General features: G+C 71.6%; 5 protein-coding genes. 3 read left to right on the forward strand and 2 right to left on the reverse strand.

The features are described from left to right. Positions 1 to 503: EamA family transporter (locus tag AC1D12_RS23690; RefSeq protein ID WP_477843248.1), on the forward strand; the 503-nt coding region annotated here is incomplete at its 5' end. On the opposite strand, the gene AC1D12_RS23695 is transcribed toward AC1D12_RS23690, so the two are convergent. Further along, a complete protein-coding gene (locus AC1D12_RS23695; RefSeq protein WP_477843250.1) occupies positions 475 to 1,347 on the reverse strand; it encodes a pirin family protein in 873 nt (290 codons plus the stop codon). The genes AC1D12_RS23690 and AC1D12_RS23695 overlap by 29 nt on opposite strands. A gap of 99 nt (positions 1,348 to 1,446) precedes the next feature. On the opposite strand from AC1D12_RS23695, the gene ychF reads away from it, so the two are divergent. After that, entirely contained in the window at positions 1,447 to 2,541 is a 1,095-nt protein-coding gene (gene ychF / locus AC1D12_RS23700; protein WP_047499760.1) for a redox-regulated ATPase YchF, read from the forward strand. 16 nt (positions 2,542 to 2,557) lie between these two features. Here ychF and AC1D12_RS23705 read toward each other — a convergent pair whose 3' ends face one another. Continuing rightward, positions 2,558 to 4,342, reverse strand: a complete 1,785-nt coding sequence (locus tag AC1D12_RS23705) for a sensor domain-containing diguanylate cyclase (RefSeq protein ID WP_477825478.1) — start codon at positions 4,340 to 4,342, stop codon at positions 2,558 to 2,560. 150 nt (positions 4,343 to 4,492) lie between these two features. Here AC1D12_RS23705 and AC1D12_RS23710 point away from each other — a divergent pair. Then, positions 4,493 to 5,350, forward strand: an 858-nt coding sequence (locus tag AC1D12_RS23710; protein ID WP_477843251.1) for an aldo/keto reductase, incomplete at its 3' end; no start/stop codon positions are given.

Consider the following 5,350-nt stretch of genomic DNA (forward strand, 5'->3'; position numbering starts at 1 on the left):
ACGCGGCGGACACCACGCTGGGCGCGCTGTTCACGGTCGGCGCGGTGCTGCTGTCGGGCGTCGGCAGCCTGGCGGCGAGCCGCAACGGCGCGCGCGGCCTGCCGTTCTGGCCGGCCCTCGGCTTCGGCATGCTGTACGGCGCGCTGTGCAGCTTCATCGCGGCGCTGGCCGGCGGGCAGCCGATGGCACTGCCGGCCGTCGCGTCCTGGTGGATCGCGCTGCTGTACCTGTCGCTGGCCGGCTCGGTGCTGACCTTCGCCTGCTACCTGACACTGATGCAGCGCCTCGGGCCGGGCCCGGCCGGCAGCATCGGCGTGATGACGCCGCTGCTCGCGCTGGCCGTCTCGATGGCCTTCGAGCACTACAAGCCGGATGGGCTGACGGCTGTCGGCGCGGCGCTGGCGGTGGCCGGCAACGTGCTGATGCTGCGCCGCGGCACGCCGGCGGCCCCGGCCCCGGCCGCGGTCACGCAGGTCAGGGACGGCGCTCCGGCAGCGGAATGAACTCGGTCTCGCCGGGCACGCCGGCGAAGCGCTGGGCCGCCCAGTCGTCGGCGGCCTCGGCGATGCGGTCCTTGCGGCTCGAGACGAAGTTCCACCACATGAAGCGGTGGCCGAGCGGCTCGCCGCCGATCAGCATCACGCGCGCGCCCTGCGGCGCCTCGAGCAACGGCTCGGCGCCTTCGGGCAGCACGACCATCTCGCCCGGCGGCACCGCCTGGCCGTCGAGCGTGAAACCGTGGTCGATGCCGTACAGCGCCCGCTGCGGCGCCGCGGCCGGCACCTGCAGGCGGCCGCCCGGCGGCAGCGCCAGGTCGGCGTAGAGGGTGGGCGACAGCGTCGGGGTCGGCGAGGCGACGTCGAACGCGCTGCCGATCAGCACGCGCACCGCGGTGCCGCCCACCGTCAGCGCGGGAATGGCCGCCGCCGCGGTGTGCGAGAAGCTCGGCGCGTCTTCCTCGTGCTCGGCCGGCAGCGCGGCCCACAGCTGCAGCCCGTGGCTGCGGCGCACGACGTGGCGCAGGTCGTCGGGGGCGCGCTCGGAGTGGGTGATGCCGCGGCCGGCGGTCATCCAGTTGATCGCGCCGGGCTCGATGCGCTGCACGATGCCGGTGCTGTCGCGGTGCAGCATCGCGCCTTCGAACAGGTAGGTGACGGTGGCCAGGCCGATGTGCGGGTGTGGGCGCACGTCGTGGTTGTCGCTCGGCTGGGCGGTGATGGGGCCGAAGTGGTCGAAGAACAGGAAGGGGCCGACCGACTGCTGCTGCGACGAGGGCAGCAGCCGGCGCACGGTGAAGCCGCCGCCGAGGTCCTTGGTGTGCGGATTCAGGCGCAGGAGTTCGAGCATCGGAGGGCCCTCGAAGGGGGTTGTGACGGGTGGGAAAGGCCAGTGTAGAGGGAGCGCTTAAAATTCGCCCCTCTCTCTCGACCTGCGAAAGCCCCCTCCATGAGCCTCAAATGCGGCATCGTGGGCCTGCCCAACGTCGGCAAGTCCACCCTTTTCAACGCGCTGACGAAAGCCGGCATCGCGGCCGAGAACTACCCGTTCTGCACGATCGAGCCGAACGTCGGCATCGTCGAGCTGCCCGACCCGCGCCTGCAGGCCCTGTCGGCGATCGTGAAACCCGAGCGCATCGTGCCGGCGATCGTCGAGTTCGTCGACATCGCCGGGCTGGTGGCCGGTGCGTCCAAGGGCGAGGGCCTGGGCAACCAGTTCCTGGCCCACATCCGCGAGACGGATGCGATCGTCAACGTGGTGCGCTGCTTCGACGACGAGAACGTGATCCACGTCGCCGGCAAGGTCGACCCGATCTCCGACATCGAGGTGATCCAGACCGAGCTGTGCCTGGCCGACCTGGCGACGGTCGAGAAGACGCTGCAACGCTCGATCAAGGCGGCGAAGTCCGGCAACGACAAGGAAGCGGCCAAGCTGGTTGACGTGCTGCAGAAGTGCCAGGCGGCGCTGAACGAGGCGAAGCCGGTGCGCGGCATCGCGTTCAGCAAGGAGGAGCAGGTCATCCTGAAGCCGCTGTGCCTGATCACCGCGAAGCCGGCGATGTTCGTCGGCAACGTCGACGAGGGCGGCTTCGAGAACAACCCCTACCTCGACAAGCTTCGCGCCTACGCCGAGGGCCAGAAGGCGCCGGTGGTGGCGATCTGCGCGAAGACCGAGGCCGAACTGGCCGACATGCCGGACGAAGACCGGCTGATGTTCCTGCAGGAGATGGGGCAGAGCGAGCCGGGCCTGAACCGGCTGATCCGTGCGGCGTTCAGCCTGCTCGGGCTGCAGACCTACTTCACCGCCGGCGTGAAGGAGGTGCGCGCCTGGACCATCCACATCGGCGACACCGCGCCGCAGGCGGCCGGCGTGATCCACACCGACTTCGAGCGCGGCTTCATCCGCGCGCAGACCATCGGCTTCGACGACTTCATCGCGTTCAAGGGCGAGCAGGGCGCGAAGGACGCCGGCAAGATGCGCGCCGAAGGCAAGGAGTACGTGGTGAAGGATGGGGACGTGATGAACTTCCTGTTCAACGTCTGAGTCCCGACAGCGCCGCCTACTCCGCCCCCGCCTCCCAAGGCCGCGTCTTCAACCACTTGCGCCACCAGCGCGGCCGCTGGCGCTGCGGCGCGAGCGTCGTCAGCTGGCGCAGCCGCGCCCCGCTGCCCGGGCGCATGCGGCCGAGGTGCGACACCAGCGCGTCGACCAGCGCCTGCGGCGTGTCGCGCCGGTCCTCCGGCAGGTGTGCCACCACCGCGTGCAGTTGCAGCGTCTCGGCGCCCGGCAGCTCGCCGGTGTAGTGCTGGGCCTGGTGGATGATGCGGTGCACGGTCATCAGCACCTCGCCGGGGTTGGCCACGCCGTCCAGCAGCGCGACCACCCGCTGCTCGTTGAAGCGCACCACGACATCGGATGCACGCAGGCCCTGCTGCACCTGCCGGCCGGCCAGCAGCAGCGCCTGCTCGGCGATCGACGCGCCCTGGCGCAGCCGGATGTCGCGCAGGTTGACGACCTCGAACATCACGACCGCGCTGCGGATGGCGTGCCGCTGGCTGCGGAACTTCATCTGCGCGAGCCGCGGCAGCAGCTCCTTCGGACGCAGCAGGCCGGTCACCAGGTCGTATTGCGCCGCCTCGCGCAGCCGCGCCGACACCACGTCGTGGTCGCGCCGCAGCAGCGACATCGCATACAGCAGCAGCGGCAGGTCGATCGCGCTCGCGAACAGCAGCCCGTACTGCGAGAACAGCCCGCTGGCCACCACGCCGAAGCCCTTCAGCAGCGGCAATGCCGCCCCGGCCCCCAGCACGATCTGGCCGGCCGCCAGCCAGCGCACGTGCGGCAGCTGCCACCGCAGCGAACGCACCAGCAGGCCGCCGCCCACCAGCATCGACAGCGCACCGAACGAGCGCGTCAGGAACCAGCGTTCGGCCAGGTCGAGGAACGGGTAGGCGGCCGTCAGCAGCGCGGCCAGCACGATGCACAGCCACACCAGCGCCCGCTCGAGCGGGCCGATCACCGCCTGCGGCACCGCCGAGCGCAGGAAACCCAGCCCGACCGCCCCGAGCAGCACCGGGCTCAGCATCAACAGCGCGGCGCTCAGCGCCGGCTCCTCGCCGATCGGCGTCTGGTGGACCAGGCCGCTCAGGCAGGCGAGCGTCAGGATCATCGCCACCAGGTAGGCACTGCACCAGCCGAGCGCGCCGTCGCGGTGGACCAGCGCCTGCACCACCACGTACAGCAAGGCCAGCAGCGCGAGCCCGAAGTACGCACCGATGAAGAGCTGGGCCGTGCCCTGGCTTTCGAGCAGGTCGCGCGGGCTGCGGATCAGCGGCGCGCCGCCGAGCGTGGCGGGATGCTCCAGGCGCAGCAGGTAGGTGGTGGCGCGCTGCGCATCGGCATGCAGCTGGAACACCGGCAGCGACGCGCGCACCGGCCACTGCGAGATCGGCGTCAGCACGCCGCTCGCCTGCGGTGCCCCGATGCGCGCGTCGGGCCCGACGCGGTACACCTGGGCGCGCATCAGCGTCGCGTGCGGCAGCTCGAGGAACCAGTCGGCCTCGCTGCCCGCCCCCACCTGCACGCTGAAGCGCACCCAGGTCACGGCCGGCCAGCGCGCGCCGAACACCTCGTCGTCCGGCAGCGGCTGCCAGCCGCCGGTCTCGGCCAGCACCGCCTGGGCCGACGCCTGTCCGGTCGGGTCGACGCGGAACTCCGCCCCGTCGGCCAGGCTGCGCGCCGGGCCGTGCACCGTCAGCTGCAGCGTCGCCGCAGCGCACCAGGCAGGCAGCACGGCGAGCAGCAGCAACAACAGGCGCAGGAATCGGGGGCAGCGGGACGACAAGACGGGGGTCCGGTGAAGCGGCGGTGGGTCGTGAGGGAGGGCGGCGCGCATTCTGGCGTCGATATCGTCGGGATTCGCCCGATGCAGCGCAAGCGAAACGGACTGTTACGCTCTGGCTTTCTCCCATCCAGCCGCCACCCGGCCGCCGCCATGAGCCCCGTCAACGCCCCCAACCTCGCCCTCTCCCCGATCGTCGCCGGCGCCTGGCGCATGGCCGACTGGGGCTGGACCGCCGAACAGCGCCTGCACTGGATCGAGCACTGCATGGAGCTCGGCGTGACGAGCTTCGACCACGCCGACATCTACGGCGGCTACCGCGTCGAGACGCTGTTCGGCGAAGCGCTCGCGCTCAAGCCGATGCTGCGCCAGCACATGCAGCTGGTCAGCAAGTGCGGCATCCGGCTGCTCGGCGAGGCCCGGCCCGAGCACCGGGTCAAGCACTACGACACCTCGGCGGCGCACATCACGCGCAGCGTCGAGAACTCGCTGCGCGCGCTGCAGACCGACCACCTCGACCTGCTGCTGATCCACCGCCCCGATGCGCTGATGGACGCCGACGACGTGGCCGAGGCCTTCACCGCGCTGCGCCAGGCCGGCAAGGTGCGGGCCTTCGGGGTGTCGAACTTCACGCCGGCGCAGTTCGAGCTGCTGAACAGCCGCATCGCGCTGGCCACCAACCAGGTCGAGCTGCACCCGCTGCACCTGTCCCCGCTGCACGACGGCACGCTGGACCAGTGCCAGCGGCTGCGCCTGCGGCCGATGATCTGGTCGCCTCTCGCAGGCGGCGCGCTGCTGACCGGCGGCGATGAACGCGCACGCCGCGTGCAGGCCGCGCTGCAGGCGGTCGGGCAGCGCCACGGCGTCAGCGCCGCGACCGTCGCCTACGCCTGGCTGCTGCGCCACCCGACCCGCCCGCATCCGCTGACCGGCTCGCACCGGCTGGAGGCGATCCGCGAGGCGCTGGCCGCGCTGCAACTGAAGCTGGACGCCGAGTCCTGGACCGAAATC

The sequence above is a fragment of the Rhizobacter sp. P1_G5 genome (genome assembly GCF_056405435.1).

What these genes read in the sequence shown, in the direction of transcription:
- AC1D12_RS23695 (WP_477843250.1), bottom strand. Translation starts at nt 1,347, where the DNA reads ATGCTCGAACTCCTGCGCCTGAATCCGCACACCAAGGACCTCGGCGGC.
- ychF (WP_047499760.1), top strand. Translation starts at nt 1,447, where the DNA reads ATGAGCCTCAAATGCGGCATCGTGGGCCTGCCCAACGTCGGCAAGTCC.